The organism is Streptococcus sp. ELY_86 (assembly GCF_058314495.1).
Genome location: NZ_JBZFUK010000002.1, coordinates 74,722 through 100,865, shown reverse-complemented (window position 1 = coordinate 100,865; position 26,144 = coordinate 74,722). Strand labels below are relative to the sequence as shown.

25 protein-coding genes are annotated in these 26,144 nt (G+C 42.3%); 23 read left to right on the top strand and 2 right to left on the bottom strand.

Annotated elements, in window-relative coordinates; all coding sequences use genetic code 11:
* The first annotated feature begins 57 nt into the window (after window positions 1–57).
* From uvrC to AC4HAN_RS03475, 6 genes are all read left to right on the top strand, one after another.
* Window positions 58–1,836, top strand: coding sequence for an excinuclease ABC subunit UvrC (gene uvrC, locus AC4HAN_RS03500; RefSeq protein ID WP_491091212.1), 1,779 nt, complete (start codon window positions 58–60; stop codon window positions 1,834–1,836).
* A 51-nt stretch (window positions 1,837–1,887) separates the two neighbouring features.
* Entirely contained in the window at window positions 1,888–2,586 is a 699-nt protein-coding gene (locus AC4HAN_RS03495) for a GNAT family N-acetyltransferase (protein ID WP_491091211.1), read from the top strand.
* A 210-nt stretch (window positions 2,587–2,796) separates the two neighbouring features.
* Window positions 2,797–3,123, top strand: coding sequence for a bacteriocin immunity family protein (locus AC4HAN_RS03490; protein ID WP_491091210.1), 327 nt, complete (start codon window positions 2,797–2,799; stop codon window positions 3,121–3,123).
* A gap of 438 nt (window positions 3,124–3,561) precedes the next feature.
* Window positions 3,562–4,164 carry a nitroreductase family protein gene (locus AC4HAN_RS03485; protein ID WP_491091209.1) on the top strand — a complete coding sequence of 201 codons (603 nt, stop codon included), beginning with the start codon at window positions 3,562–3,564 and terminating at the stop codon, window positions 4,162–4,164.
* A gap of 14 nt (window positions 4,165–4,178) precedes the next feature.
* Entirely contained in the window at window positions 4,179–5,585 is a 1,407-nt protein-coding gene (pepV, locus tag AC4HAN_RS03480) for a dipeptidase PepV (RefSeq protein WP_491091578.1), read from the top strand.
* 222 nt (window positions 5,586–5,807) lie between these two features.
* Window positions 5,808–6,392, top strand: a complete 585-nt coding sequence (locus AC4HAN_RS03475) for a uracil-DNA glycosylase family protein (RefSeq protein WP_491091208.1) — start codon at window positions 5,808–5,810, stop codon at window positions 6,390–6,392.
* 112 nt (window positions 6,393–6,504) lie between these two features.
* Here the strand turns inward: AC4HAN_RS03475 and mnmE are convergent, their stop codons facing one another.
* On the bottom strand, window positions 6,505–7,872 hold the full coding sequence (gene mnmE / locus AC4HAN_RS03470; protein WP_491091207.1) for a tRNA uridine-5-carboxymethylaminomethyl(34) synthesis GTPase MnmE: 1,368 nt from the start codon (window positions 7,870–7,872) through the stop codon (window positions 6,505–6,507).
* Window positions 7,873–8,000: 128 nt separating this feature from the next.
* Here mnmE and rpiA point away from each other — a divergent pair, with 128 nt between their 5' ends.
* From rpiA to yydJ, 9 genes are all read left to right on the top strand, one after another.
* Window positions 8,001–8,681 (top strand): ribose-5-phosphate isomerase RpiA, encoded by a 681-nt coding sequence (gene rpiA, locus AC4HAN_RS03465; RefSeq protein WP_027975925.1) that lies wholly within the window; start codon window positions 8,001–8,003, stop codon window positions 8,679–8,681.
* Window positions 8,682–8,716: 35 nt separating this feature from the next.
* On the top strand, window positions 8,717–9,928 hold the full coding sequence (locus tag AC4HAN_RS03460) for a phosphopentomutase (RefSeq protein ID WP_491091206.1): 1,212 nt from the start codon (window positions 8,717–8,719) through the stop codon (window positions 9,926–9,928).
* A gap of 9 nt (window positions 9,929–9,937) precedes the next feature.
* Window positions 9,938–10,732, top strand: coding sequence for an alpha/beta fold hydrolase (locus tag AC4HAN_RS03455; protein ID WP_491091205.1), 795 nt, complete (start codon window positions 9,938–9,940; stop codon window positions 10,730–10,732).
* A 172-nt stretch (window positions 10,733–10,904) separates the two neighbouring features.
* Window positions 10,905–11,714, top strand: a complete 810-nt coding sequence (locus tag AC4HAN_RS03450; RefSeq protein ID WP_491091204.1) for a purine-nucleoside phosphorylase — start codon at window positions 10,905–10,907, stop codon at window positions 11,712–11,714.
* A gap of 89 nt (window positions 11,715–11,803) precedes the next feature.
* A complete protein-coding gene (locus AC4HAN_RS03445; protein ID WP_491091203.1) occupies window positions 11,804–13,057 on the top strand; it encodes a chloride channel protein in 1,254 nt (417 codons plus the stop codon).
* A 196-nt stretch (window positions 13,058–13,253) separates the two neighbouring features.
* Entirely contained in the window at window positions 13,254–13,958 is a 705-nt protein-coding gene (gene deoD, locus AC4HAN_RS03440; RefSeq protein ID WP_491091202.1) for a purine-nucleoside phosphorylase, read from the top strand.
* 1 nt (window position 13,959) lies between these two features.
* Window positions 13,960–14,721 carry a LytR family transcriptional regulator gene (locus AC4HAN_RS03435; RefSeq protein ID WP_491091201.1) on the top strand — a complete coding sequence of 254 codons (762 nt, stop codon included), beginning with the start codon at window positions 13,960–13,962 and terminating at the stop codon, window positions 14,719–14,721.
* Between the two features lie 88 nt (window positions 14,722–14,809).
* The gene (gene yydI / locus AC4HAN_RS03430) at window positions 14,810–15,430 is read left to right on the top strand and encodes a YydI family epipeptide exporter ATP-binding subunit (RefSeq protein ID WP_491091200.1); all 621 of its coding nucleotides are present in this window, start codon (window positions 14,810–14,812) and stop codon (window positions 15,428–15,430) included.
* Window position 15,431: 1 nt separating this feature from the next.
* Window positions 15,432–16,154: a YydJ family epipeptide exporter permease subunit gene (gene yydJ, locus AC4HAN_RS03425; protein WP_491091199.1), complete on the top strand. Its 723-nt coding sequence runs from the start codon at window positions 15,432–15,434 to the stop codon at window positions 16,152–16,154.
* Between the two features lie 72 nt (window positions 16,155–16,226).
* On the opposite strand, the gene AC4HAN_RS03420 is transcribed toward yydJ, so the two are convergent.
* On the bottom strand, window positions 16,227–17,132 hold the full coding sequence (locus AC4HAN_RS03420) for a LysR family transcriptional regulator (protein WP_491091198.1): 906 nt from the start codon (window positions 17,130–17,132) through the stop codon (window positions 16,227–16,229).
* Between the two features lie 156 nt (window positions 17,133–17,288).
* On the opposite strand from AC4HAN_RS03420, the gene cpsA reads away from it, so the two are divergent.
* The 8 genes from cpsA (at window position 17,289) to AC4HAN_RS03380 (ending at window position 26,143) form a co-directional block, all read left to right on the top strand.
* Complete coding sequence (gene cpsA / locus AC4HAN_RS03415; protein WP_491091197.1) at window positions 17,289–18,761, top strand: LCP family glycopolymer transferase CpsA; 1,473 nt, start codon at window positions 17,289–17,291, stop codon at window positions 18,759–18,761.
* Between the two features lie 185 nt (window positions 18,762–18,946).
* On the top strand, window positions 18,947–19,597 hold the full coding sequence (locus AC4HAN_RS03410) for a sugar transferase (RefSeq protein WP_491091196.1): 651 nt from the start codon (window positions 18,947–18,949) through the stop codon (window positions 19,595–19,597).
* A gap of 98 nt (window positions 19,598–19,695) precedes the next feature.
* Window positions 19,696–21,108, top strand: coding sequence for a flippase (locus tag AC4HAN_RS03405; RefSeq protein ID WP_491091577.1), 1,413 nt, complete (start codon window positions 19,696–19,698; stop codon window positions 21,106–21,108).
* A 9-nt stretch (window positions 21,109–21,117) separates the two neighbouring features.
* Window positions 21,118–22,227 carry a UDP-galactopyranose mutase gene (gene glf / locus AC4HAN_RS03400; protein WP_491091195.1) on the top strand — a complete coding sequence of 370 codons (1,110 nt, stop codon included), beginning with the start codon at window positions 21,118–21,120 and terminating at the stop codon, window positions 22,225–22,227.
* 9 nt (window positions 22,228–22,236) lie between these two features.
* Complete coding sequence (locus tag AC4HAN_RS03395) at window positions 22,237–23,031, top strand: DUF4422 domain-containing protein (RefSeq protein WP_491091194.1); 795 nt, start codon at window positions 22,237–22,239, stop codon at window positions 23,029–23,031.
* 11 nt (window positions 23,032–23,042) lie between these two features.
* Window positions 23,043–24,224: a hypothetical protein gene (locus AC4HAN_RS03390; protein ID WP_491091193.1), complete on the top strand. Its 1,182-nt coding sequence runs from the start codon at window positions 23,043–23,045 to the stop codon at window positions 24,222–24,224.
* Between the two features lie 91 nt (window positions 24,225–24,315).
* Window positions 24,316–25,308 carry a glycosyltransferase family 2 protein gene (locus AC4HAN_RS03385; RefSeq protein ID WP_491091192.1) on the top strand — a complete coding sequence of 331 codons (993 nt, stop codon included), beginning with the start codon at window positions 24,316–24,318 and terminating at the stop codon, window positions 25,306–25,308.
* Window positions 25,309–25,321: 13 nt separating this feature from the next.
* Window positions 25,322–26,143 carry a LicD family protein gene (locus tag AC4HAN_RS03380; protein WP_491091191.1) on the top strand — a complete coding sequence of 274 codons (822 nt, stop codon included), beginning with the start codon at window positions 25,322–25,324 and terminating at the stop codon, window positions 26,141–26,143.
* Window position 26,144 lies beyond the last annotated feature (1 nt).

Sequence of the window (26,144 nt, the reverse complement as noted above, 5' to 3'; positions counted from 1 at the left end):
CAAAATCAACTGTAACAAAATCCAGAAAACCATCTGTGTTTTTGTTATAATAGCATTATGAATCAATTGATACAGCATAAATTAGAACTTTTGCCGGACAGTCCCGGCTGCTATCTCCATAAGGATAAAAAAGGAACCATTATTTATGTGGGGAAGGCTAAAAATTTAAAGAACCGCGTGCGCAGCTATTTTCACGGCAGCCATGACACTAAGACAGAGATGCTGGTGTCAGAAATCGCTGATTTTGAATACATCGTGACGGGTTCCAATATCGAAGCCCTGCTTTTAGAAATTAACCTCATTCAGGAAAATCATCCTAAATACAATATCAGGCTGAGAGATGATAAGTCTTATCCTTTCATTAAGATTACCAATGAACGCTATCCTCGTTTGTTGATTACCCGTCAGGTTAAAAAGGACAAGGGGCATTATTTCGGTCCTTATCCTGATGTCGGTGCTGCCAATGAAATTAAACGGCTGCTGGACAGGATTTTCCCTTTTAAGAAATGTACCAATCCTCCGGAAAAAGTCTGCTTTTACTATCATATCGGCCAGTGTTCGGCCCACACTGTCTGCCATACGGACAAGGCCTATTACGATAAGATGATAGAAGATGTCAGCAATTTTCTAAATGGCCACGATGATAAGATTGTCAACGGCCTCAAAGAAAAAATGCAGACCATGGCTGAAAACATGGAGTTTGAGCGGGCTGCAGAGTATCGCGATTTGATCAGTGCTATCGGTGTTCTCAGAACCAAGCAGCGGGTCATGGCTCAGGATCTGATTGATAGGGATATTTTTGGTTATTATGTGGATAAGGGCTGGATGTGTGTACAGGTCTTTTTTGTCCGTCAGGGCAAGCTCATTCAGCGTGATGTCAACATGTTTCCTTATTACAATGAACCCGAGGAAGATTTTTTGACCTATTTGGGGCAGTTTTATCAGGACAGGCGCCATATTATCCCCAAGGAGATTTTTATTCCCGGCAATATTGATGAGGACTTCGTCAGAGCTTTGGTGGATACGAAGGTCATCAAGCCTAAGCGCGGTGAGAAAAAGCAGCTGGTTAATCTGGCTGTGAAAAATGCACGGGTCAGCCTGCAGCAAAAATTTGATTTGCTGGAAAAGGATCTGAAAAAAACGCAGGGAGCCGTTGACAATTTAGGCGAGCTGCTGGCTATTGACAAGCCTGTTCGAATCGAAGCCTTTGATAATTCCAATATCCAAGGAACCAGTCCGGTTGCGGCCATGGTGGTCTTTGAAAACGGCAAGCCCAATAAAAAAGAATACCGCAAATATAAAATCAAAACAGTTACCGGTCCGGATGATTATGCCTCTATGCGCGAAGTCATTCGCCGCAGATACGGCCGTGTTAAACGCGATGGTCTTAGAGCTCCTGATTTGATTATCATTGATGGAGGTCAAGGACAGGTCAACATTGCCAAAGATGTTGTCAGAAAAGAGCTGGGGCTTGCGATTCCCATTGCCGGGCTCCAAAAAAATGACAAGCACCAAACGCAGGAGCTGCTGTTCGGTGATCCTTTAGAAGTGATTGATCTGCCCAGAAATTCAGAAGAATTTTTTCTTCTGCAGCGCATTCAAGACGAAGTGCACCGCTTTGCCATTACCTTCCACAGACAAGTCCGCAGCAAAAACAGTTTCAGCTCCAAGCTGGACGGTATTGCAGGCCTCGGGCCCAAACGCAAACAGCTGCTCTTGAAGCACTTCAAGAGTTTGACTAAGATTAAAGCAGCCAGTACGGATGAGATGATTGCTCTGGGAATCCCGCAGAAGGTAGCAGAAAATGTGAAAGAAAAGCTGCAGGAAAAAGCATAAGAAACTGTGAAAATGAAAACCCGCTAAATGACAGTAAATAAGGAGACCGCTATGCCAACAAATATCTTTGATCAGCCAATTGGAGAACCAGTTTTTGATTTTAAGCCCGGTCAGCTGCCGGCTATCAAGCAGCTGATAGGAAACTATACCATCGTTGAACCACTGAATGCCGACAGGCATTTTGAGGATGCCTATATCTTTTACGGTCCTGACAGTCCCAAAGAACAGTGGACCTATTTGCCGATTGAGCGTTTTGAAAATAAAGAAGATTTTAGAGTCTATTTTGAAGGGATGGTTGATTCCAAGGATCCTTATTACTTGGCTATTTTAGATAAGGAAAGCCATAGGGTCATCGGAACGTTTTCTCTCATGCGAATAGATCCTAAAAACCGTGTGGTGGAAATGGGCTGGGTTCTTTACGGGCAGGAGCTGAGACACTCACGAATAGCAACTGAGGCGCAATATCTGGTAATGAAATATGTTTTTGAAGAACTCCGTTACCGTCGCTATGAATGGAAGTGCGACAGCCTGAATGCGCCTTCTAATCATGCAGCTAAGCGTCTGGGCTTTACCTTTGAAGGCACCTTTCGGCGGGCAGTAGTTTATAAAAACCGCAGCCGCGATACCAATTGGTATTCCATGCTGGAAGAAGAGTACCAAACTATGAAAGCTAAGTTTGACAACTGGCTGAATCCGGCAAATTTTGATGAGCAAGGCCGTCAGATTACCTCTTTGAACACAGACTATTAATCTTGTGTGACCTCAAACCCTGAGACTGACCGCAGGATGATAATCAAGGAAAAAGAAACTTCAAACAATAAAAAAGTGTGAGTTTTATTTTGGAAAAGTTTTCATTATATTTTTCCTTGTTTTTATGATAAACCGAAGGCAGTTTTTTGAAAATACGATTTTCAAGACCAAGCATGCTGATGATTATCTTTCAGTGAAAGGGGCTCATGAATGGCGAAAAAAAGCGATGACGAAAAGCAAAAGCAAATCATGACAGACTACTACAATCTTTTGCTCAATCCGGATATTTATCCGGAAGAACGTGAGCTGCTGTTGGATTATAAGCAGGAAGTGGAGGCTGGAGGTGATTTTTCAAGACAGTCTTATCGTCTCTGCAGAGAGTTAGAGCGCTTGTCATTGAAGTATTTGCAGAGAAAAAAGGGCTTATCAGAACCTGTTAAAGCTTTTTATGGTTCGCTTAACGGTTTAGAGGCATCAGAATTGAGAAACAATGAAATTGCCAAAGGCATCATCGTGGCCTCGGGCACTTGGTTATAAATCAAACAGCAGATTGAAGAAGAAGTCTATTTTCTCAAAAAGTAATATTTTGTTATGATACTTTCCTTAGGTAGCACGGACGGTAGCGACTTCCTTCGGAATTCCATACCTAGATTTTGAGCCTAGGTCTCAAAATCTCCGAGAGGCAGAAACATTGAGTTTCTGCCTCTTTTGCTACATCGGAAAGTATCGGATTAGGCTTTGATCATTTCTATATCATCTTACAAAAGCGAAAAGTGATACAATTCTATGATGAAATTTTAGAGAGAATTTAGTTTTGGGAGTTTGTCTACAACCTGACAGCAGATTGAAAATCTGCTGTTTTAATGTCTCGGGTTTTTTTATTTATTTTAAAAGATGCTGAAAAAGCTGAAAACAGTTTCAAAAAGTGGTAAAATAAAAAAGTAACTATTAACACATTAGAAGGATTATTCGTTTATGAAATTTTTAGAGTTAAATAAAAAGCGGCATGCCACTAAGCACTTTAATAATCAGGCAGTTGATTTTAAAGATGTCAGAACAGCGATTGAAATTGCCCAGTTAGCTCCCAGTGCCAATAATATTCAGCCTTGGAAATTTGTGATTGTCAAGGATAGAAAAGCTGCTTTGGCTGAAGACCTGCCTGCTTTGAATAAGGCTCAAGTCGAAGGGGCGCAGTATGTTATTGCCTTGTTTACCGATACCGATTTGGTTCAGTGCTCCCGCAAGATTGCGCGGATTGGCAGCAAGAATCTTCCAGATGATATGATTGCCTACTATATGGAAACGCTGCCGGCTCGTTTTGCAGGATTTGATGATAAAAAAACAGGTGAATACCTGGCTTTGAATGCCGGTTTGGTGGCTATGAACCTGGTTTTAGCCCTGACAGCTCAAGGCATTTCATCGAATATTATTCTTGGTTTTGATAAGACTAAGACCAATGCTGTTTTAGATATTGATGAGCGTTTCCGTCCTGAACTCCTGATTACCGTAGGATACACGGATGAAAAGATTGAACCAAGCTATCGTTTGCCGGTAGATACAATTATTGAAGAAAGATAGGAGCTGTGAGTAAGATGTTTGTAGATTTTCAAAAAGAAGTAGATAAACGCCGGGGAGATATTTTAGCGGATCTTTTTCGAATTTTACAGATCAATTCAGAGCGTGATGACAGCAAGGCTGATGCCAAACATCCTTTTGGTCCGGGTCCTGCTCAGGCTCTGCAGCATTTTTTAAAAATGGCAGAGCGAGATGGCTATGAAACTAAAAATATCAATAATTACGCCGGTCATTTTGAATACGGTCAGGGAGATGAAGTTTTAGGCATCTTTGCCCATTTGGATGTTGTGCCGGCTGGCAGCGGCTGGAAAACCGAGCCTTACCTGCCTGAAATTATCAACGGCAAGCTTTATGCGCGCGGCGCCAGTGATGATAAAGGACCGACTATTGCCTGCTACTATGGCTTAAAGATCATCAAGGATTTGGGTCTGCCGGTATCTAAAAAGGTTCGCTTTGTTGTCGGTACGGACGAAGAGTCCGGCTGGGCGGATATGGATTATTATTTTGAGCATGTCGGTCTGCCGGAACCTGATTTTGGTTTCTCACCGGATGCGTATTTCCCTATCATCAACGGTGAAAAAGGCAATATCACAGAGTACCTGCATTTTGGCAATAGCAACGGCGGTTCTTTCACGCTTCAATCTTTTAAGGGCGGCCTGCGTGAAAATATGGTGCCGGAGTCAGCAACGGCTATTTTTAAAGGCAATAGTAGCTTAGAAGATCTGCAGCTGTCTTTGGATACCTTTGCTGAATCTCACAATCTTAAAGCCAGTCTGACTGAAAACGAAGGTTGTTTTCACTTGACGGTTCATGGGAAATCCGCTCACGGCTCAACGCCGGAAGCTGGTATCAATGGTGCTACTTATCTGGCTCTCTTTTTATCTCGTTTTGATTTTGCCGGTGATGCCAAAGCCTACCTTGATTTAGCAGGTAAGATATTGCTGAACGACCATGCGGGGGAAAAACTGGGTGTTGCTTTTGTCGATAAACAGATGGGAGCCCTATCTATGAATGCGGGTGTCTTTGATTTTGATGCAGAAGCAGAGGACAATACCATTGCTCTTAATTTCCGCTATCCGCAAGGAACGGATGCACAAACCATTAAAGCAAAACTGGAGCAGTTAGAGGGTGTCAAAGAAGTCACTCTGTCTGAACACGAGCACACGCCTCACTATGTACCTATGGATGATCCTTTGGTGTCAACACTTTTAGCTGTTTATGAAAAACATACCGGCGAAAAAGGCAAAGAATGGGTTATCGGCGGCGGTACTTTCGGACGTCTGCTGAAACGCGGTGTTGCTTACGGCGCCATGTTCCCTCATTCTGAGGATACCATGCATCAGGCCAACGAATTTGTCGAAGTAGACGATCTCTACAAGGCAGCAGCCATCTATGCTGAAGCTATTTATGAGTTAATCAAATAAGCCAACGCAGCTCCGTCATAACGGTTTACATAATTAAAAGGGAGTGGGAAAGAACCCAAAAATTGAAAATTTTGGTTCTCACCACTCCCTGATTTTAAGGTGGTGAGCTGAAACGGTCTCTCCGCAGACTGTTTCACTCCCAACCACTGTGCCAAGAGTTTATTCCAAAACAGGAATACTGGACGAGTTTTTGCCCAGCCTCTTTACCAAAGGAGAGAGACGATGACAAGTATTGAGGAAATTACCAAGTCCATTATGGCAGACAGCCAAAATGAAACATTCACAAAGCAAGGTATTGAGCCGCTCTTTTCAGCACCGAAAACAGCGCGTATTAATATTGTCGGTCAGGCGCCAGGCATCAAAGCGCAGGAATCGCGTCTCTACTGGAATGATAAGAGCGGTGATCGTCTGCGTGAGTGGATGGGGGTTGATTATGATACCTTTTACCATTCGGGGTATTTTGCTGCCATTCCCATGGATTTTTATTATCCCGGTAAGGGAAAATCAGGCGATCTGCCGCCGCGTAAAGGCTTTGCTCAGAAGTGGCATCAGCCGATTTTGGCTTTGCTGCCGGATATTGAGCTGACTGTTTTGATTGGCAATTATGCTCAAAAGTATTATTTAGAGCAAAAAGCTTCAGTCAAACTGACAGATACAGTTGAACACTACAAGGATTACCTGCCTGAATATTTCCCGCTTGTTCACCCCTCTCCCAGAAATCAAATCTGGATGGCTAAGCATCCTTGGTTTGAGGAAAATGTGGTGCCTGATCTAAGAAAGATTGTTCAGGCTATTCTTAAATCGTAACAATAGGAGAAATCACAGAAAAACTCTTTGCCGCCCAAAAGCTGCAAAGAGTTTTTCTTTTTATAAGAGCTTCAATCGTTTGCCTGCCGGCAGCTGTCCCTAAAGGATTAGCTTATTTGCCCAAACAAAATTGGCTGAACAGCTGAGTAATCAGCTCATCAGGGGCAGCATCGCCTGTGATTTCTCCCAAAATTTCCCAAGTGCGGGTCATATCAACCTGCAAAAGATCCACTGGCATGCCGAGTTCCAAGCCTTCGTTAACCGCATGAAGGCTTTCAAGGGCCTGTTCAATCAGCGTGATGTGGCGGGCATTAGAAAGATAAGTAGCATCTTTTTCAACAATGCCGGCATTATCAAAGAAAATCTGGTTGATCCGCTCTTCGATGAGGTCAATGTTGTGATTTTTTAAAACGGAGATTTTAATAACATCGTCCGGCAGCTGATCGCTTTCAATTTGCTGCGGCAGATCAGTCTTATTGAGTAGGATAAGCCGATTGGTATTTTGGCTGATTTCAAGCAGTGCGCGATCCTGATCGGTCAGCTTTTCGGCGCTGTTGAGGACCAGAAGGACCAGATCGGCTTCTTCAAGTGCCTTTTTGGAGCGTTCAACGCCGATTTTTTCAACTAGGTCATCTGTTTCGCGAATACCTGCTGTGTCAATCAGTTTGAGAGGCACGCCTTTGATGTTAACGTATTCTTCAATGACATCGCGGGTTGTTCCCTCAACATCGGTGACAATGGCTTTGTCTTCGCGCAACAGGTTGTTAAGGAGACTTGATTTGCCGACATTGGGCCGGCCAATGATAGCAGTAGAGAGGCCTTCGCGTAAAATCTTGCCGCGGCGGGCAGTCTTCAAGAGATTGGTCAGCAGGTTTTCAAATTCCTGCGTTTTTTCGCGCATGAGGGCTGTTGTCATTTCTTCGACATCATCATACTCGGGATAGTCAATATTGACTTCGACCTGAGCCAGGGTGTTTAGGATTTCCTGGCGGATGCTGTTAATAAGCTCGGACAGCGATCCCTCCAGCTGTTTCACAGCGACAGCCATGGCCTTATCAGTTTTGGCACGGATCAAATCCATAACAGCCTCTGCTTGAGCTAAGTCAACACGGCCATTTAAAAAGGCCCGTTTGGTAAATTCACCGGGCTCAGCCATCCGGGCACCTGAGCGAATGACCAGCTGCAAAATTTCATTAGTGACCGCCACACCGCCGTGGGTGTTGATCTCAATCACATCTTCGCGGGTAAAGGTTTTGGGCGCTCGCATGACAGAAACCATGACCTCGTCGATGATTTCGTCACCTTCTGCGATATGGCCATAGTTAATAGTATGAGAGGCGGCCTTGCTTAAATCTTTGCCTTTAAAGATTTTTTGAGCGATGGCAAGTGCTTCGGAGCCCGAAAGCCGGACAATGCCGATTGCCCCCTCGCCGAGAGGAGTTGCGATAGCAGTAATTGTGTCGAATTCTTTAGTGATCATAGTTTAATTGTAGCGCAAAAGAACGGAAGCTGCAAGATTTTGAGACGTTCAGAAAAGGAAGATTGCCATTTAACAAGTATGCGATTTCATGTTATAATAAAGTGATTATGTGTGAAAGAGGAAGCTTTATGGAAGAGCTCAAAAAAATTGCTGGCGTCAAAGCAGCAGAATATGTCAAAGACGGCATGATTGTGGGACTCGGAACAGGGTCGACAGCCTATTATTTTGTGGAAGAAATCGGCCGCCGTGTGCAGGAAGAGGGACTGCAGGTTGTCGGGGTCACAACCTCAAGCCGGACAACTGCTCAGGCTGAAAGCTTGGGAATTCCGCTAAAATCTGTTGACGAAGTCGATGTCATCGATGTGACTGTTGACGGTGCCGACGAGGTAGATCCTCAGTTTAACGGAATCAAGGGCGGCGGCGGCGCTCTTCTCATGGAAAAAGTAGTCGCAACCCCGACCAAAGATTATATCTGGGTTGTTGATGAGAGTAAGTTGGTGGAGACTCTGGGAGCCTTTAAACTGCCGGTTGAAGTCGTTCAGTACGGTGCTGAGCATTTGTTCAGAGAGTTTAAGAAAAAAGGCTATCGGCCTTCTTTTAGAGAATATGACGGTGTTCGTTTTATCACTGATATGGGCAATTTCATTATTGATTTAGATTTAGGAAGCATTCCCAATCCTCTTGAATTTGGCAGCAAGCTGGATCACCAAGTCGGTGTTGTTGAGCACGGCCTTTTTTGCGGCATGGTTAATCGTGTAATTGTGGCCGGCAAAGAGGGCGTACGGATTTTAGAAGCCGATAATTTATAGTTGATAGCAGAGCTATCTTAGAGATGAGGAATATCATGTCAACATTTGATCGTATTCATTTAGTCGTTTTGGATTCTGTGGGAATCGGGGCAGCGCCCGATGCTAATAATTTCTCCAATGCCGGTGTCCCGGACGGTGCTTCGGACACACTGGGGCATATTTCCAAAACGGTGGGGCTTAATGTGCCAAATATGGCTAAAATCGGCTTGGGTAATATCCCTCGTCCGCAGGCCTTAAAAACCGTTCCCGCCGAAAGCAGCCCGACAGGCTATGCGACAAAACTGGAAGAAGTGTCACTGGGCAAGGACACCATGACCGGTCACTGGGAAATCATGGGACTCAATATTACTGAGCCTTTTGATACCTTTTGGAATGGTTTCCCGGAAGAAATCATTACCAAAATTGAAGAGTTTTCGGGACGTAAGGTCATTCGTGAAGCCAACAAACCCTATTCAGGAACTCAGGTGATTGCGGACTTTGGCCCCCGCCAAATGGAAACGGGTGAGCTGATTATCTATACGTCAGCCGATCCTGTTTTACAGATTGCGGCGCATGAAGATGTGATTCCGCTGGATGAACTCTACAAGATTTGCGAGTATGCACGTTCGATTACCTTGGAACGTCCGGCTCTGCTCGGCCGCATTATCGCCCGTCCTTATGTGGGTGAGCCCGGTAACTTTACGCGGACGGCCAATCGCCGCGATTTAGCCGTTTCTCCCTTTGCCCCAACTGTTTTGAACAAATTGGATGAAGCAGGGATTGATACTTATGCGGTCGGTAAAATCAATGATATCTTCAACGGTTCCGGCATCAATCATGACATGGGTCACAACAAGTCTAACAGCCACGGAATAGACACTCTGCTGAAAACCATGAACCTGCCTGAATTTACCCGCGGTTTCTCCTTTACCAACTTAGTAGACTTTGACGCTCTTTACGGCCATCGCCGCAATGCGCATGGCTATCGCGACTGTCTCCATGAATTTGATGGACGTTTGCCTGAAATCATTGCAGCTATGGGTGAAAATGATTTGCTGTTAATTACAGCCGACCACGGCAATGACCCTACCTATGCCGGTACCGACCACACCCGTGAATACGTGCCGCTTCTGGCTTACAGCCCGGCCTTTAAGGGTCATGGCGTGATTCCAGTCGGCCACTATGCAGACATCTCAGCTACTGTTGCCGATAACTTCGGTGTGGAAACAGCCATGATAGGCGAGAGCTTCTTAGATCAGTTGGTGTAAAAGGTCTAAATGTATCAAGCAAAGAATAGAACCCTGACTTTTAACGGCATTAAAATGGACTATCTGACTTTCGGCAGAGGGATGAAGCCGCTAATTCTAATTCCTGGATTGAGTACCCAAAGAGTCAAGGGGACGGCCTTACAAGTGTCCTATGCCTATCGTATTTTTGGCAGGGATTATAAGGTCTATATGTTCGACCGTAAGGATAAGGTTGAGGTTGGTTATAGCATTGCTGATATGGCAGATGAATTAGCTCAAGCTCTGAAACACTTAAATCTGGAAAAGGCAGATATCGTTGGTGTTTCGCAGGGTGGTATGATCGCTCAGAGCCTAGCAGCTGTTTATCCTGAGTTGGTCAATAAACTGGTTCTCGGCGTCACCCTATCTCATGTTAATGACAGAGCAAGAGCAACGATAGGCAACTGGATAAGGCTGGCCCAAGATAAAGAGCGTCAGCAGATGGTACTTGATATGATGGATAAGGTTTATTCTGAGCGCTACGTCAAACGACACCGTTGTCTGATTTATCTCATGTCTAAGCTGACAAAACCTAAAGAGTTGGGTAGATTTATCATTTTAGCTGAGTCCATTTTGCAGTTTGACATGAGGGATAAACTTAAAGATATTTCCTGTCCTGTCTTTGTTCTCGGAGGAGCTGATGATAAGGTAGTCGGAAGCCGTTCATCAGCAGAATTAGCTCAAGCACTGAAGTGTGAGAGCTATATTTACCCTGATTTAGGGCACTCTGCTTACATAGAAGCCAAAGATTTTAATCAAAAAATCTTAACCTTCTTACAATCTTGATTAAAAGAAAAAAATAAAATTTGCAGAAAGGATTGTTCAGTTGGGGTGATATATCTAACTGAATACGGGATACGGACTTCTGCAAAAAGCTAAACGGACCTAGGCGCAAGCGTCGTCTCGGTCAGTTTCCTATTTTGCTATTGTCCGTTTAACGCCCTTTATATCTTAATTTATGACATTATTAGAAAAAATTAACGAAACACGCGACTTTCTGACAGCCCAAGGCGTTCAAGAGCCAGAGTTTGGTCTGATTTTAGGCTCTGGCCTCGGTGAGCTGGCAGAAGAGATTGAAAACGCCGTCCTATTGGACTACGCTGACATTCCCAATTGGGGACGCTCGACCGTTACTGGTCATGCTGGCAAGTTAGTCTATGGCGACTTGGCTGGCCGCAAGGTCTTAGCACTTCAGGGCCGTTTTCATTTCTATGAAGGCAATCCACTGGAAGTAGTGACCTTCCCTGTGCGAATCATGAAAGCTCTGGGCTGCCAGGGCGTTTTGGTCACCAATGCGGCCGGAGGTATCGGCTTTGGTCCTGGGACACTCATGGCTATCGCTGATCATATCAACCTGACAGGACAGAATCCTTTGATTGGTGCTAATATAGATGAGTTCGGTCCGCGCTTTCCGGATATGTCCAATGCCTACAGCAAGGACTATCGAGAGACAGCTCATCAAGTGGCTGATAAACTCGGTATCAAGCTGGATGAGGGCGTTTATATCGGTGTATCAGGCCCTTCTTATGAAACGCCGGCCGAAATCCGCGCCTTTAAGACGATGGGAGCTGATGCTGTTGGTATGTCAACAGTCCCGGAAGTTATTGTCGCAGTTCATTCAGGTTTGAAAGTCTTGGGGATTTCAGCCATCACCAACCATGCAGCCGGCTTCCAAGATGAGCTCAATCACGATGAAGTTGTTGCTGTGACTGAGCGTATCAAAGAAGATTTTAAGAGATTGGTAAAGGCTGTTCTGGCGGAGCTTTAGGAGGCTGGTTATGAGAATTCATTTTGTCATTCAAGACTTTAGTGACAGGGAAATGAATGACAAACTCTTTTCATTTCTGGATAGTTTCAATGCTTAAATCAGATAAATCTTATAGTCGTCAATTGTTGACCGCCTTTATTCTGACCAGTTTACTGACGGGCTGCGGCGGTATATTGCTGCATGAGCTGCAAAAGCTGGTGGAAAAGCTGGTTTTTGGACAAGCAGAAGCGTCTTCGCAGCTGCAGCTCTTTAATCATCTTCCCTCTGAACGGCGTTTTCTGGCAGTTTTTGGTGCGGGAGTCCTTTCAGCCCTGATGTGGTATTTCATACAAAGGAAAAACCGGCGGATTATTTCAGTCAGGTCTCAGATAGCACTTGATAATAAGGCTGCCTTCAAGCCAGTCATTTGGGTGCACCTCTGCAATATTTTCTTGCAGATTGCTTCTGTCGCAGCAGGCTCCCCTATTGGTAAAGAAGGAGCGCCTCGTGAGTTGGGAGCTTTGACAGCAGGGCGAATTTCAGATTATTTTCATCTGCGTCTGCCCGACCGTAAACTCTTGATTGCCTGCGGAGCGGCAGCAGGGCTGGCAGCGGTTTACCAAGTTCCTTTTGCCAGTGTTTTCTTTGTCTTTGAGACGCTGGCTGTTGGTTTTTCTTTGCGCAATGGTTTGCTTGCCCTTCTTTCTACGGTTTTAGCGGCAGCAGTCGCCCAGCTGGCTATTCCTGATGTACCGCTCTATAGGACAGGACAGCTGACAACTGACTGGTCCACGCTTTTACTGGCTGTTGTAATGGGAGCTGCCATTGGGCCTGCGGCCGGACTCTTTCGTCAGCTGACCGCTTGGGCGCAATCTCATAAAGATAAAAGCAGAGCTGTCCTTTGGCAGCTGCCCTTGAGTTTTCTCATCTTGGCTGCGGTATCGATTGCTTTTCCTGAGGTTTTGGGAAATGGCGGCGCTTTAGCACAGAAAGTCTTCTCTGCTATGTCACCGGTTCAGGCAATGGTGGTTTTGCCTATTAAAGCCTTCCTTGTTTTGCTTGTCTTAAAATCAGGAGCCTACGGCGGAACCCTGACACCATCTTTTTCGATGGGAGCTGTCGCGGCCTTCATTTTAGTGTCAGTCCTGCACATCATTGTTCCGAGTTTATCAATGACAGCAGCTTCTTTATTGGGCTCAGCTGTATTTTTAGCAGTAACCATGAAAGCGCCGCTGACTGCCGTTGGCTTGGTTATCTCTTTTACAGGGCAGTCTTTTCCGTCTTATTTACCGCTTTTATTGGCAGTCGCGACTGCCTATATTGTCAATACTTATTTATCAAAATTACAGAAAGGCAGGGCATAGCTTGTACTCAGAGTAACTGAATACGGGCTAAGGCCCCTTCCCAATAGTAAACTTACAGAAAGGACGAGAGTTTGTTCACATTATTTGAACTCGAGCGGAAAGCTTAGAAAATAGATAAACCTTAAGGGAAATCAGGATTTCCCTTCGGTTTCCTAATTTTCAGTCGCTTTCTGACCGCTCTCTGTATCATAATATTATGTCTATTCATATCGAAGCGAAACAAGGTCAAATTGCTGATAAGATTCTTTTGCCGGGAGATCCGCTGCGTGCTAAATTCATTGCCGAAAACTTTTTAGAGGATGCCCAATGTTTCAACAATGTCCGCGGTATGCTGGGTTATACGGGAACGTATAAGGGCCATCGCGTCTCCGTCATGGGAACTGGAATGGGGATGCCGTCCATCTCTATCTATGCCAGCGAATTAATCACCTCTTACGGCGTTAAAAAGCTCATTCGTGTCGGAACCGCGGGCTCGCTCAATCAAGATGTTCATGTCCGTGATTTGGTATTGGCACAGGCTGCCGCCACCACATCCAGCATGATAAAAAACGAATGGCCGCAGTATGATTTCCCGCAAATTGCAGACTTCAGTATGTTAGATAAGGCCTACCATATTACTGAGGATATGGGGCTGACTGCGCATGTCGGAAGTGTTTTATCTATTGATGCCTTTTATTCTGATTTTGCCGAGAATAATATTAAACTGGGACAATTGGGCGTCAAGGCTGTTGAAATGGAAGCAGCAGCGCTTTATTACCTTGCGGCTAAACACGGCGTGCAGGCATTGGGCATTATGACCATTTCAGACAGTCTGGTCGCAGATGAAGACACAACAGCCCAAGAACGTGAAACAACCTTCACCGATATGATGAAGGTAGGCTTAGAAACATTGATTGCTTAACATGACAGAAAAAGAAACATTGGACATTCTGCTGAATGTTTACGCTTATCACCATGCTTATCAGATTGTAAAGGCCAGCCGGGAGTTTTCTGACGATATTGACTTTCTTTTGGAGCTCTTGAAAGAAAGACGCGAACTCAATGTTGATTTTCTCTTTGAGCATCGAGCGCGTCTGAAAGAACTGGAAAGTGCCCATCAGATTTCTCTTTTGGATAATGCTTACGAAGAAGAATTGCTGGCAAACTATATCATGGATTTGGAAGCAAAGCTGCGCAATGATAACATTATCGACTTTGTCAGGAGTGTCAGTCCGATTTTATATCGGCTGTTCATGCGTTTGCTGAACAGTCAGATTCCGGATATTGAGGATTATATCTATGATGCCAAAAATGACCAATATGATCTCTGGGAATTTGACAAGATGCATCAGTCTTCAAATCCCTTTGTTCAGGATTTTGTCGCTAAGAGAAGAGACAGCAAGGTAACTTCCAAAAGCTTGGTTGACTTTATCCAGCTGACTGATCTGCCTGAAGAAATTAAGGCTGCTGTTTTGCTCTTGCGGGACTTTGAAAAATCAGCCCGCAACCCTCTGGCTCACCTCATTAAGCCGTTTGATGAAGAAGAGCTCCACCGGACAACAGGCTTTTCGTCCAAAACATTTTTAGAGAAGATAATTGCTTTGGCTGTTTTTTCAGGGGTCATTTATGACAGTCAGACCTTTTATTTTGACAAGGTCAATGCCTTAATTAAGAATCTTTATTGATAAGCCCAATATACAGCTGTTGCTGTTTTAATATATACTGTTTGGTTTATTTGGAGTCTCTAAGCAAGTATGATGATGGAGAATGTCTATGTTTATAAAAAATTATAGTTTGGTTGTTGGCAAAAAAGTATTATTAAAAGAAACAGAGTTAGCTTTTGAGAAGGGTAAAATAAATCATATTTTAGGTCGAAACGGTTCAGGAAAATCACAACTCGCAAAAGACTTTCTCTTGAATGGTGGAAGAAATTTTTCTAGTGAAGTATCTTCTGGCACTTTAATAATATCCAGTTATTCAAATTTGCCAAGGGAGTTAACGATTAATGATTTTCATAAAGTCATCCCTTGGGAACTATCAAAAGAAATTTATGATTTATTAGATATTAAAAGTATTGACAGTAACATAAAGCTAAAGTATTTAAGTGATGGTCAAAATCAAAAAGTTAAATTATATATTTTACTATCATTGAATAAGGATATCATCATATTGGATGAGATTACAAACGCATTAGATAAAACGACTGTAGGTGAAATTCATCTCTTCTTGCAAAATTATATTGATAACCATCCAGATAAATTAATCATCAATATTTCTCATGATATCAGTGATGTTAGAGTGTTGATTGGGAATTATTTTGTTATTGACAATCAAAAACTGAATAAAGTCCCCTCATTTGAACATGCGATAAAGTGGTATCTGGGGGAGGAATAGTATGTTAAAAATAGAGCTATTTAAGTCAATTAGAAATAAAACTTTCTTATATATTTTATCAACAGTCTTACTAAGCTATATTTTAGGCTATATATTGCCGCTTGGAATTGACAAGGCTAGTCAACTGGGAATAGGGGATTTTTATTTTAGTACTTACACAGTATTTACCCAATTTGGTTTTCTAATTTTTGGATTTGTGATTGTTTATTTTGTAAATAAGGATTACTCAGATAAAACAATTTTGTTAAATTATTTTTGGGGATATAACTCATTACAATTCTTACTTGCAAAAATGGCTGTCCTTTTACTAGAATTTATTTTATCGATTATCATTTCAAACCTATTGATAGCTCTCCTTTTTCATTTTAGTTCCTTTTACTTTCTATTTTCAACCTTGATGTTTTCACTAATTGTACTTCAATACATTTTAATTGTTGCTACCATTAGTATCCTTTTTTCAAATCTGCTGGTATCTATTGGTGTATCTTTATTTTATTGGCTGACATCGATAATTCTTGTTGCAGTAGGTGGAATATTCAAAATAGCTGCAGTATTTGATGCGTCGAATTCTCTTTATGCTGTAGTTGAAAAAGCATTATTCGAAGGAAGAATAGGTGATATTTCTACCTTTTTTATCATTTTTCCTTATATTTTGATCCTAATTTTGCTGAGCTTATTTATTGGTGGAATTTCGACAAAAAGGTGGCTTAAAAACGGTTTGTAATTAGATTATATTAAAATACACAAGAGACCTAGAATCAGCATTCTTTCAAATTGATTCTAGGTCTCTTGTGTATTAATTAAACTTCACTTCTTCAAGAAGGTAGTCGATGAATTTTTCGCCCATTTTGGAGAGGTTGGCTTTTTCGTGCTTGAGATAGATGATGTCAATCTCATCTTCAACATCCAGAGGGATGGAAACGATATTGTCTCCGTTGAGATTACTGTTTAAGATACCGGTGGCGATGGTGTAGCCGTCCAGCCCAATCATGAGATTAAAGAGTGTAGCCCGGTCGGATACGACGATGGATTTTTTGTGGGAAATCTGCGACATGATTTCTTCCGAGAAGTAAAAGGAATTGTGAATCCCTTGATCATAGCTGAGATAAGGAAAATCTTCCAAATCGCTCATGGAAACCATTTTTCTATCAGCCAGAGGGTTGGACTTGCTGACAAAGATATGCGGATGGGCCTTGAAAAGATTGGTATAAGTCAAGTGATTGTCATCAAACATCTTGGTCAAAACATCATGATTATAGCTGTTTAAAAAGAGCACGCCGATTTCTGAACGAAAGTTTTTCACGTCGTCAATGATTTCGTAGGTTCTGGTTTCACGCAGAAAAAGCTCATAGCGGGTCATGTCTGTTTCCTTCAGCAGACTGACAAAGGCATTAACAACAAAAGCGTAGTGCTGAGATGAAACACTGAAGAGTTCGCGCGTGTGTCCCTGGCTTTTATAGCGCTCTTCAAGCAAGGCTGTCTGTTCGACCACCTGACGGGCATAAGATAAAAACTCTACACCGTCCTTAGTCAGCGTGATGCCTTTAGGATTGCGGATAAAGATTTCAATGCCCATTTCCCGTTCCAAATCACGAACCGCATTGGACAGCGATGGCTGAGTAATAAAAAGCTGTTTGGCAGCTTCGTTCATGCTGCCGGTTTCGACAATTTTGATAATGTAATGTAATTGTTGGATACGCATATGCTTATTGTAACACAAATGAGGCCGTTAATAAATACAGCCTGTTTAAGGCGGCTTTTTGCTTAAAGCTCATCATTGCAAAGGAGCTCTTGAAATGGTATAATGAACAGGTTAATATTACCTATCAAATAAATTATAGTTTTGGAGAAGAAAAGCATGGTTAGTCGCTCAAATAGAAGTAGTCATCAGAGTCATCATACAGGAAATCACAAAAAGCTAAGTGTTGTTAACAGTGTCCTCTTAGTTCTTTTTACAATCCTGTCTGCTGTGACTCTCTTTTTTGTTTTTGCCTATGATTTCTTGGCTTTCAGAGGGTTGAATGTCATTGCAGCAGTGGTCTTGATTGCCGTTGTCTTGCTGGCGCTGGTTTTGATTTTGAAAAAACGCGCTGCCAAATTGACCTTTGTTCTTCTTTTGCTGGGAAGCATAGCAGCTTCAGGTGCTCTATACTTTCTGAAATCAGCCATTGATGTATCTGACAGGATGAATCAAACGGCTTCCTATTCAGAAGTTAAAATGAGTGTTGTTGTCCCTAAAGACAGTTCAGTCTCCAAAGTTTCTGATTTAAAGAGTGTTTTAGCACCAACCGGCAATGACGGAACTAACATTGCCTCTCTTATCAGTAAGATTCAAACTGATAAAGGTGTTGATTTGACTACAGAAGCGACTGATTCTTATCAGAGTGCTTATCAAAGCCTGCAGGAAGATTCCAGCAAGGCTATGGTTTTAAACAGCGCCTACAGTGATTTGCTGTCACAGACTGATGAAAATTATAAAGATAAGCTGAAGACAATTTACACCTACACGATTAAACAAAAGGTAGCCTCAGCTCGAAAGAAAACCAATAAAGATGTCTTTAATCTTTATATCAGCGGTATTGACAGCTATGGTTCTATCTCATCGGTTTCACGCTCAGATGTCAATATCATTATGACGGTCAACCGTAAGACCAATAAGATTCTTCTGACAACAACACCGCGTGATTCCTATGTTCCGATTGCTGACGGCGGCAATAACCAAAAAGATAAGCTGACGCATGCAGGGATTTATGGTATTGATTCATCAATCCACACCCTAGAAAACCTCTATGACATTGATATTGATTACTATGCCAGAATTAACTTTACGTCTTTCCTGACCTTGGTCGATTTGCTGGGCGGCATTGAGGTCTACAATGACCAAGCCTTTACTAGCCATATCGGTCACTATGATTTTCCGGTTGGAAAGCTGAAATTGGATTCTGAAAAAGCCTTGGCTTTTGTCCGCGAACGCTATTCACTGGAAGCAGGGGACAATGACCGCGGCAAAAACCAAGAAAAAGTCATCGCAGCTATTGTTGACAAACTGTCTTCTATGAAAGCTGTATCCAATTACAACAGCATCATCAAAGGACTTGGCAAATCCATTCAAACCAACATGTCCTTAAATACCATGATGTCTCTGGTGAACTCACAGCTCGAGTCCGGTTCAAAATACACGGTCAAATCACAAGCACTCACCGGCACAGGCTCAACCGGAGAACTGACATCTTACGCCATGCCTAATGCCAGTCTTTATATGCTGTCTATTGATGAATCTAGTCTGACAAAGGCTAAAGATGCCATCAATGACACCATGGACGGGAAATAAACACTGAAACTTGAAGATAAAGCTATTTTTTCTAGACTATGTTTTGAAGTTCTAAAATGCCAATTTAAATAGCATTTATCTGTGAGCGGAGCGAGCTCTAACTGAGACTTTGTCTGCACTCTGAGCCGTTCCAAAGAATCGGCCAAACCCATGATTTATGAAAAAGCAAAGAAGGAGGGGATTATTTGACTGAGAATGACCTTGAGGAGGTTCATCGGTTTTATTTATATGTCAAGCGTCTGCTGGATATTATTATCGGTCTTTTGGGCGCCGTTTTTCTCCTGCTTCCGGTTTCGGTGATTATTGCTGTTTTCTATCTTTTTGGCAGAGACAAGGGCGGTATCTTTTTTACCCAGGAAAGAATGGGCAAGGGAAGAAAGGCCTTTAAAATCATAAAATTCCGCTCTATGGTTGTCAATGCTGAGGACGTTTTGAAAACAAATCCTGAACTCTACCAGCAATACCTTGATAACAGCTACAAACTGCTGCCTGAAGAGGATCCAAGACTAACCCGAATCGGCCATTTTATCCGAAAAACTAGTATTGATGAATTGCCGCAGTTTATCAACCTGATTAAGGGAGATATGAGCTTTATCGGTCCCAGACCTATTTTGGCTTCTGAGTTAGACGAGTACACACCGAGTGAACAGGCTGAACTTCTGTCTATTAAGCCCGGAGCAACAGGCTGGTGGCAGGTTTCTGGCAGAAGCGAGGTCTTATATCCCGAGCGCTGTCAGCTGGAGCTCTATTATGTCAGAAATTTCTCTTTTAAGTTGGATTTGAAAATTTTCTTTTTGACGATCAAAAAAGTTTTCACAGGTGAAGGAGCCCATTAGGCAGGAGTCTGAACCTTTGATAGCATTAAACCAGATTATCCGTAAATGGAGTAGTATATACAGTGAACCGCTATAATTCCGTCAGATTTAATTTCGTGATGAACTTTATTCTGACCATCTCAAACTTTATTTTTCCTCTGATAACCTTTCCCTATGCGTCCAGAGTTTTACAGGCTCAAGGGGTCGGAACGGTATCGTTTGCGACGTCCATCATCACTTACTTCACCATGGTAGGCATGATGGGGATTCCGACTTATGGGATCAGAGCCTGTGCCAAAATCAGAGATGATCAGGCAAAATTACGGAAAACCGTTCAGGAAATTTTTCTGCTCAATGCTATTGTGATGCTCTTGGCATTAGTTGGCTTAGGCATTTCCGTTTTCATGGTTCCAAAACTGTCCCAGGAAAAATTGCTCTACTTGATCATGTCCTCAACATTGATTTTTAATGTTTTAGGCGTAGAGTGGCTCTATAAGGCTTTGGAAAAATATTCCTATATTACAGTTCGGTCCATTATTTTCAAATTTCTGTCGCTGATTTTACTGCTCCTTTTGGTGAAAAACAAAGAAGACTATGTTATTTACGGCGCCATAACCGTATTTGCAGGCGTAGGTTCCAACTTGATGAACTTCTTAAATTTAAGAAGACTGATCGACCTCAAACCTCTTAAAAATTTAGATTTAAAACAGCACATCAAGCCCTGTCTGACCTTTTTCCTCTTGACGGTATCAACAACCATTTATCTCAATGTTGATACCACTTTACTGGGATTTATCAAAGGGGACCATCAGGTCGGCTACTATACTGCCGCTGTAAAGATTAAGCAGATTCTTGTCAGCATCGTAACATCACTGGGAACGGTTTTGCTGCCCCGTTTGTCCTTTTATCATGAGCAGGAACGCCATACGGAATTCAGAACCCTTGTTGAGAAGGCTCTCAGTTTTGTTTTTGTCCTGGCAGTGCCTTTGACGGTGTTCTTTGTGCTTGATGCTAGGGAAAGCATTCTCTTTTTATCGGGAGACAATTTCCTGCCTGCGGTTCTGCCCATGCAGCTGATTATGCCGACGGTTATTTTTATTGGTATTTCCAATTTAATGGGCATCCAGATTTTGGTTCCCATGCAAAAAGAAATGCTGGTGGTGGTATCCACAATCATCGGAGCAGCAGCTGATGTTTTGATTAATGTCATTACCATTCCTTTATTCGGTGCTGCAGGGGCTGCCTTTGCCGGCAGTATTGCAGAGCTGACAGTTGTTTTGGTTCAGCTGTATTTCTTACGTGATTTGATTGTGCCCATGCTGAGGCAAATCGGTCTATGGAAGATCATCTTAAGCACACTGGCAGCAGTTGGTGCCACTTTGGTTTTAAAAGGATTCTTGTCTCTTGGGACCTTCTTTACCCTTGCTGTGACAGCGCTTGTCTTTTTTGCTGTTTATGGTCTGTTTTTGCTTATCACAAGAGAAAAGTTTACGTTAGATACCCTTCAATCATTATTGCTGCGGTTTAAATAGGAGATTCACATGTCAAATTATGATTACTTAGTAGTAGGGGCAGGCTTATTCGGTGCCGTTTTTGCTCATGAGGCAGCCCTCAAGGGCAAAAAAATCAAGGTCATTGAAAAGCGCAGCCACATTGCCGGCAATATCTATACCAAAGAAATGCAGGGCATTCAGGTTCATGAATACGGTGCCCATATTTTCCATACATCAGATAAAGAAATTTGGGATTATATCAATCAGTTTGCGGAGTTCAACCGCTATACCAACTCACCCATTGCCAACTATAAAGGGGAGATTTACAATCTTCCCTTCAATATGAATACCTTCAATAAGCTGTGGGGCGTGGTAACGCCTCAGGAGGCACAGGCCAAGATTGAAGAGCAGCGCGCCGTTTTGGGCGGCAAGAAGCCGGAAAATCTGGAAGAACAGGCAATCTCTCTTGTCGGCACGGACATCTATGAAAAGCTCATCAAAGATTATACTGAAAAGCAGTGGGGTAAGGCCTGCCGAGACCTGCCGGCTTTCATTATCCGCCGGCTGCCGGTCCGTCTGACCTATGATAATAATTATTTCAACGACACCTATCAAGGCATTCCTATCGGCGGCTACACGCAGATTGTTGAGAAAATGCTGGCTCATGATAATATTGATGTGGAAGTCGGTGTAGATTTCTTTGCGGATAAGGAAGGCTATCTGGCAGATTTTCCTAAGATTGTCTTTACCGGGATGATCGATCAGTTCTTTGATTACCAATTAGGAGAGCTGGAATACCGGAGCCTTCGTTTTGAGACGGAGACACTTGATATGGAAAATTATCAGGGCAATGCCGTGGTCAACTACACGGACAGTGAAACACCTTATACACGGATTATCGAGCACAAGCATTTTGAATTCGGCACTCAGGAAAAAACGATTATCACCAAAGAGTATTCCAAGACCTGGCAAAAAGGGGATGAGCCTTACTATCCTGTCAATAACGACCGCAACAACCATCTCTACAGTGCTTATAAAGCCATGGCTGATAAAGAAAATAAGGTTATCTTCGGCGGCCGTTTAGGGCAGTATCGCTACTATGACATGCATCAGGTGATTGCCGCAGCCCTTCAATGTGTCAGAAAAGAAGTAAAGTAGAGGATTAGCGTGAAAGACATTAAATTAATTGTGGCAACACACAAGCAATTTAAAATGCCAACAGATCAAACGCTCTACCTTCCCTTGCATGTCGGCAGAGAAGGAAAGAAAGATCTGGGATATACAGGGGACAATACGGGCGATAATATTTCGCGCTTAAATCCCTATTACTGTGAGCTGACCGGCCTTTACTGGGCATGGAAAAATCTGGACTGCGACTATCTGGGTTTGGTCCACTATCGGCGTTATTTCACCAAAAAGAAACAGTCCTATAAAGAAGACCTAAAGATTGATGAGGTCATTCTTTCGCAGTCGGATACAGAAAATCTCCTTGATGAGGCGGATATTGTGGTACCTAAGAAGCGCAAGTACTATATTGAAACCCTTTATTCCCACTATGCTCATACCCATGATGCTAAGCATCTGGATGTGACCAGAGAGATAATGGCAGAGCTGTATCCGGATTATCTCCCAGCTTTTGACAGCGTCATGAAACAGCGCAGCGGCTATATGTTCAATATGTTCATCATGAAAAAAGAGCTGTCTGATGCCTACTGTGCATGGCTGTTTGCTATTATTGACGAACTCTACAAACGTTTGGATCTGACGGGTTATTCGAGCTTTGATGCGCGCTTGTTCGGCCGCGTCAGCGAGCGTCTCTTTAATGTCTGGCTGGCTCAGCAAAAAGAGCTTACCATCAAAGAAGTTCCTTTCATGTATATGGAAAAAATCGACCTTTTCCAAAAAGGGAAGTCCTTCTTAGCCGCTAAATTTTTAGGAAAGAAATACGGGAAAAGTTTTTAGGAGAAATCAACATGATGAAGCAATATGTGCAATTTAGAGGTAGAAAAATCAGAACAGATGAGTTTTTATTCTTTCTAGGTTTTATCCCTTACCTAACAATTGCAATGCTGGGAACTACAATGTTTCCGGTTCCAAGATTTCTTTATACAATCGCTAAAATTTTTTTAGGTTTTTCTTTAGCCAGTGTTTTTTTTAAGAAAAGTTGGGGTTCTCAATTTTTTATCACCTCTCTTCCCTTGTTGGCGATTGGAGTTTTAACTTGGTTTCAAACAAGTGATACTGAAATAATTGCTTTAACATTGCTGATAATGGGAGCTTATAGACTTAATGCTAGAAAAATTATCCGAGTTTACCTTATTATCATTGTTTCTATTATGGGTCTTGCTTTTCTTGCTTCCATGGTGGGAATCATTCCCAATTTGCAGTATGTTCGGCCGGGTTCAGGTATTGTGCGTAATTCATTTGGAATTATTTACCCGACAGATTTTGCAGCCCACGTTTTTTTTGCCTATCTGTTTTCAGCTTATTTGTATTTTGAAGAAAGGCCGTATCTATTTACAGCTCTTGGGGTATTTCTCTCAATCTTTGTTCTTAAACTTTCAGATGCCCGTCTTGATGCTATAACACTGTTTTTAGCACTTATCTTATTTCTCATGGTACATTTTTTGAAATCAGATACTCTGTATCCCTTGGCAAAAATCGGTACTTTATCAACGCCGATAGGTTTTTTAATATCTTATCTTTTAACCATTTTTTACAGTCCTAAAAATGCCTTCTTACAAATGATTAACAAGGCTCTCTCTGGGCGCCTTTACTTGGGCAGAAAGGCATTGAGCAAATATGGTTTACGCTTATTTGGGCAGGTGATTGAGTTTTTTGGAAATGGACGTTCAACAAAAGCAGTTTCACACTATAATTTTGTGGATAGTTCGTATTTGAAATTTGCTCTTTTATATGGTCTCGTCTTTATTCTTTTTTTCGTATTGTTGATGACCTTTCAAGCAATTAACCGTTTTCGCAGAAGGGATTACTATACTCTTGCGGTATTAGCCATGATTTCTCTTAACAGCATAGTTGCTCATCATTTGATTGAGCCTCAGTACAATATCTTTGCGGTTCTTTTTTTAGCATCTTTCACGATTCCGAAGCGAGAAGATACTCAGGTAGAGCTGGTTCAAGAACAAGTGGTATAATAAGGAATTGGAAAGTATAAGCTACAGTTTTAAATAAAAGAATTTCTGCCGGTAGTATTACTGGTAAATATGAAAATTTTAGGAGTACAGAGTGCAAAAATTATTAACCATATCCATTGCAGCTTATAATGTTGAAGATTATATTGAAGAGACACTGGACTCGCTGGTGGCTTCCAAATATTGTGACCGTTTGGAAGTCTTTGTTGTTGATGATGGCGGAAGCGATCGAACATATGAAATTGCCCAAAAATATCAAAAACAATATCCTTCTGTCATTCCTGTTCACAAAGAAAATGGCGGATACGGAACAACTGTTAATTACAGCATGGCGCATGCGACGGGCAAATACTTTAAGTTATTAGATGGTGATGACTGGTTTGATACTGAGAGCTTGGATCAGCTCATCGAATTATTAGATCACAGTCAGACGGATGTCCTGGTGACACCCTTTAACTGGGGTCCAAATAAAAATGAATTACAAAAGAAAAGTTTGACGGCTTATCCCCAAGAACCAACTCTGTTTTCTCAGCTTAAAAATTATCAAACAATCAGTATGTGGAGTTTATGCTATCGAACGGATATTTTGCGGCAAGCCTCTTTTGAATTGCCGGGCAGAACCCTATATACCGATATTTTGTATGCAACCATTCCTTTTGCCTACATTAAAACCATTCAATATGTTGATTTGCCGGTCTATGGCTATCGTGTAGGACGTGATGGCCAAAGTGTCAGCCGTGAATCAAGGATTAAAAATGCGGAAATGATGCTGGGAATCAGTGAACGGTTAGCGCAATTCTACGCTAATAAGAAAACGAATGAGAATGCTTCTTATCTCTTGCATCGGGCAACATCGGCTTACCTGCAGGGAGTTAAAACCCTATTTCTCTTGGCTGTCACGAAAGAAACCAAACAGCGTCTGAAAACCTTTGATCAGGCCATTCACTCGGCTTCTTCTGAAGTTTATGAAGGAATTTTGGCCTTGGGCAAACTGGGTAAATTTTTAAAATTAGTTCGCATGACAAACTATCAGGCTTATTACTTATTAAAAGTTTTATACCCTAAAGGATTTCCTAATTGGATTTAGTAAGGGACTGAGCATGACAGATAAAACATTACGAGATTTACAGCTGGCCGAAATTGAAATTTTCAAAGTGTTTCAAACCATCTGTGAAGCCCATCAGTTACATTATTTTATCATCGGGGGGACACTGATCGGTGCTGTACGCCATGGTGGCTTTATTCCTTGGGATGATGATATTGATGTAGCTATGCCGCGTGAAGATTATGAAAAGTTTATCCGTATTTTTAAGGAACAAAATGTCCGGCCTATTGACATAGCGTATTATAAAGATAATCCTAGTCTGTATTTTTACCCTGTTCGTTTGGTTAATACCCAAGTTCAGATTACTGACCCCAGAACTAACCGGCCTGCTCCGGTATGGATGGACATTTTACCTATTGACGGTTTGCCAAACCAAGCCATGAAGCGAAGACTTTTTAAATTAAAGATGGACAGCTACCGGCTGGCTCTTGGCCTGCATTATATTGATCAATTGCGTGATACCAAAAGAGATTGGAAGCAGCGCTTGGCAATTACTTTTGGTAAAGTGACTAAAATTGGTAAACTTTTTAATCCGACCAAGGTAAAAAATCGCTTAGATGCCACTTTAAAATCACATTCGATTGAGCAGTGTGACGTCATTGGTACTTGTATGGGGGCCTACTATTTTAAAGAATTTGTACCGAAGGATTATTTTGGTTCAGGCACAACCATTGCATTTGAAGGGATGCAGGTAAAAGCGCCTGAACAAGTTGATGCCTATTTGACTCATATGTATGGTGATTATATGAAATTGCCGCCGGAACATGAGCAGCTGGCACAGCATATTAACGTAAAAACAGAAATAGGAGAGCAGTGAT